This window comes from Lactobacillus nasalidis, assembly GCF_016587775.1.
In the GTDB taxonomy this organism is placed as follows: domain Bacteria; phylum Bacillota; class Bacilli; order Lactobacillales; family Lactobacillaceae; genus Lactobacillus; species Lactobacillus nasalidis.
On record NZ_BOCG01000095.1, the window covers coordinates 1 to 3,655 of the forward strand.

A 3,655-nucleotide genomic window follows, 5' to 3' on the forward strand; every position below is an offset into this window, starting at 1 on the left:
CTTGATGAACTGATCCTTTTCTTCGTTGGTTAGGATGCTGTCGCACATTGCTTCCACTTCAGTATAGACTGCCATGCACTTGGGGTAGAGCTTCTTGCCGGTTTCCGTGAGCAAAAGTCGGTAGTAGCGGCCGTCTTTTTCGCTTTTGACCTTGTCGATCAAGCCTTTCTTCTGCATTGACTTGATCGAGACGGTCATGGTCGGGTTGGTGACGCCGAATTCTTTCTCCAGGTCGTGCCAGAAAACTTTGAGGTTAAGCTGATTGAGCTGCTCTAAGAGCAGGGCAAAGAGTTTACACGACCATCAAGGGCAATGAAGTCATGAGCGGCTGGGATTCGCCTAAAGCTATGAATTCTGAAGCAGCCTCTGAAGAATAAGGCAGATCTGAGACCATATTTCGTTGCCTACACTACTGACATTTTTGAACGGTTTTGGCTGTTTTGCATTAGCATCTGATGCCGTCCTCTATAGATTTCGATATGACAACAAAGGGATGCAGTCCAAGTGCGGATTGCATCCCTTTTTGTGTCTGAATTAATTATTTTGTGCTGTTTGCGGTACTGTTACGTTCGATCAAACGGGTATTATAGTCATTCTCATCTAGCATGTCCTTTTCGTTTTCTGCCAACAAGTTTATGACAGCTCTGGCAGTATTGATTCCCAGGGTAGGGTAGTCAAAATCAATGCTGGTTAAATCCAGGGCATATTTGTTGGAAAAATCATAATTGCCAAAGCCAGCAATGCGAACATCCTCTGGAAATGAAAGATCCAACTCTTTGATGATGTGCAATAAGCCTAAAATCAGGTAATCTGAGGCGCAAACAACCACATCAGGCTTATATGAGACGATTTCCTCTTTATGCTGATAGACGCTTTCCGGGTTGTAGCCGCATTCGATAACCTTGCTTTTGATAGATGCGGCGCCTTCCACAAAACCATTCAATCTTTCGGTCCCGGCTGCTAAATCGTACAAAGGCATTGAAAGAAACAGCGGTCTTTGTGGCTTTAGAGTTGAGATGTATTGCCCCATTAAGTATCCGCCTTTATAGTCGTCAATCTTTCGATAAGGAAAGACGGAATTTTTCTGTCCTAGAATTAAGACTGGTATCTTTAAATTTGTCAAAAATTGGATTTGTTCCCGGGTTACTTGTGAAGAGCCGAAAACAATCGCATCAACGTTTTGATCGGCAAGCAGCTGTAAAGACCTGGTCTTGTCCTCTTGATTTTCGGTTTCTCGGTTAGACAGGATAAAGAGCTGATAGCCGTGCTTGTTCAACTCCTGCTGCATGCTGTCAATCAAAATACCGACGCTGCGTGTTGAAAGCTCATCAACGATTACTCCTATCAAGTAATTCTTTTTAGACTTGAGCCGGCTGGCAATCGTATTGGGATGAAAGTCGGTTTCTTGTACGACTTTTTCGATTTTCTTTTTGGTTTTATCGGAAATACTGCCTCCGTTAAAGTATCTGGAGACAGTGCTTTTGGCTACGCCGCTAAGTTTTGCAATATCGCTAATCGTCATGCTCATGTGTTTTTCTCCTAAAAAAGTGGAACCGATTCCAAAAAAGTGCTTGAATTCTTTTTTATTTATTGTATTATAAATGTGGAACCGGTACCAAAAACAGGGAGATGGAAGAAATGTTTACAGATGTGAAAGACACAGACGTTTATGACTACCGCAAAAGCAAAGAAGAGCGGTACGGAACATACATGAGAGAACTAAGAAGAAAAGATCACTCAATAAAAAAATCTGTCCGTACTGCTTTAGGGTATCTCGATATTTATATCTACTACCCAAAGGAACTGAAAACAAATATCGTCTATTTTAATGCTCATGGTGGCGGCATGTGCTTGTCCAACTTTGAACTGGATATGCCGTACTGTCAAAAGATCTGCGATGCTATTGGATGTATTGTGGTCAATGTTGATTATTTCGTAGCGCCTGAGTACAAGTTCCCCAAGACCTATACCTCGATGTACGAAATGATTAAATATTGCAACGAGCATCGGGATGAGTTTGCCTTCGGGGATGCCAAATTTGTAATTGGCGGCAATAGCGCTGGGGGGCAGATCTCAGCTGCGGTAATTCAGTTGGAAAAGCAGGATCACGAAGACTTTATCAAAGGACTGGTCTTGAACTATGCGCCATGCGATCAGCACATTGATCAGACTAAAGTGATTGACCAGCAAAAGGCTATTTCTCCGAGCCGGATTCATCAGTATCAGGCTTGGGAATATAATGATGCTTCTGAAATTGAAGATCCGTTGTCTAGCATCGTCAACAGTGATCCTAGAATCTATCCGCCTACTTTGGAAAATACGGCTGAGCTAGATTCGCTCAGGGCAGGTGAGGAGCAGTTTGCTGAGATGCTGCAAAAGCAAGGAACATATGTTGACTATAAATGTTATTCCGGCTGCCAGCACGGCTTCACGCATCAAGAATTGCATGAGTATAATGCTGAAGCATCTGAGGACGCCTGGAAAAGAATCGAAGCTTTTTTAAAAAAGCTTGCTAAAAATGAGGGGAGAAAATGATGGCTACGCTAACAGAAGATGCAGCAAAGATCGTCGACTACGTCGGTGGCAAAGATAATATTAAAAGTCTCACGCACTGCGCAACGAGATTGAGATTCGTGGTAAAAGACAAATCCAAAGTAGACGGTGACAAAATCGATGGCTTGCCCAGTGTTATCAAGTTCCTTGAAAGTGGTGGCCAAGAGCAGGTTGTTATTGGACCGCAAGTAGAATCGATGTACGATAACGTGACCTCAATAGTAGGTGGAGCTTTGGCTGCCGGGAGTGTCGATGAAGATCATAGTGAAGAAGACTTGGCTGATGAAGACAGCGCAAAAGGAATCAAAGGCTGGGTAAATAAGCTTTTCGCTTTGATGCAAGCAACCTTTACGCCAGTTTTGCCAGTCATGGCTGGTGTCGGCTTGGTAAAGGCTTTGTCAATTACAATTACCGGCTTTGGTTGGATGTCAGATAAAGCTCCGACGATTGCAGTGTTGAACGGCATATATAATGCGTTCTTTTACTTCTTGCCAATTATTTTAAGCATCAGCATGTCAAAGTATTTGAAGGCAGATGTCTACATCGGGGCTACTATTGGTGCCGGGCTGCTTGAACCAACTTATATCATGAAGTTGATCGGCGCAAAAACGGCAGTTAATTTCTTCGGAATTCCGTTCACGATGCAGAACTATTCATCAACAGTCTTTCCTGTTTTGATTGGTATTCCGATTTATGCCTGGATTTACAGAAAACTGAAGAAGCTCGTTTCAGACAATTACCGGACGCTGGTCATCCCATTCGTGTCACTGTTTGTCACTATTCCGTTTATCCTGCTGGTTGTTGGGCCGGTTGCGGTTTGGCTTGGGGATGCTTTAGCCAAAGGGATCCAAGGCCTGTTCTCATTCTCACCGATTATTGCCGGCGCCCTGCTTGGCGGTTTGTGGGAAGTATTGGTAACCTTCGGCTTGCACTGGGCGATTATTCCTATCGTGATCGCAAATATTGCGCAAACTGGTTCAGATCAAATCTTAGCTTGTGCCGGTGCACCGACTTGGGCCTGCATGGGAATTGCTGTCGGTTTGCTGATTAGAGCCAAGCGTGACCCTAAGCTGCGCTCTGTTATGGCAGCTGCCATTGTCCC

At 44.0% G+C, this 3,655-nt stretch carries 4 protein-coding genes; 2 read left to right on the forward strand and 2 right to left on the reverse strand.

The window, feature by feature from the left end:
* On the reverse strand, positions 1 to 282 hold a 282-nt coding region (locus lacNas_RS01235; protein ID WP_201346516.1), incomplete at its 3' end, for a MarR family winged helix-turn-helix transcriptional regulator.
* Positions 283 to 538: 256 nt separating this feature from the next.
* On the reverse strand, positions 539 to 1,528 hold the full coding sequence (locus tag lacNas_RS01240) for a LacI family DNA-binding transcriptional regulator (protein WP_201330029.1): 990 nt from the start codon (positions 1,526 to 1,528) through the stop codon (positions 539 to 541).
* A 110-nt stretch (positions 1,529 to 1,638) separates the two neighbouring features.
* On the opposite strand from lacNas_RS01240, the gene lacNas_RS01245 reads away from it, so the two are divergent.
* On the forward strand, positions 1,639 to 2,535 hold the full coding sequence (locus lacNas_RS01245) for an alpha/beta hydrolase fold domain-containing protein (RefSeq protein WP_201330030.1): 897 nt from the start codon (positions 1,639 to 1,641) through the stop codon (positions 2,533 to 2,535).
* Positions 2,532 to 3,655, forward strand: a 1,124-nt coding sequence (locus lacNas_RS01250; RefSeq protein ID WP_201346515.1) for a PTS transporter subunit EIIC, incomplete at its 3' end; no start/stop codon positions are given. The genes lacNas_RS01245 and lacNas_RS01250, both read left to right, overlap by 4 nt.

Bases quoted from the DNA above. Each gene is read 5' to 3' on its own strand.
- lacNas_RS01240 (WP_201330029.1), bottom strand. From the start codon at position 1,528: ATGAGCATGACGATTAGCGATATTGCAAAACTTAGCGGCGTAGCCAAA.
- lacNas_RS01245 (WP_201330030.1), top strand. From the start codon at position 1,639: ATGTTTACAGATGTGAAAGACACAGACGTTTATGACTACCGCAAAAGC.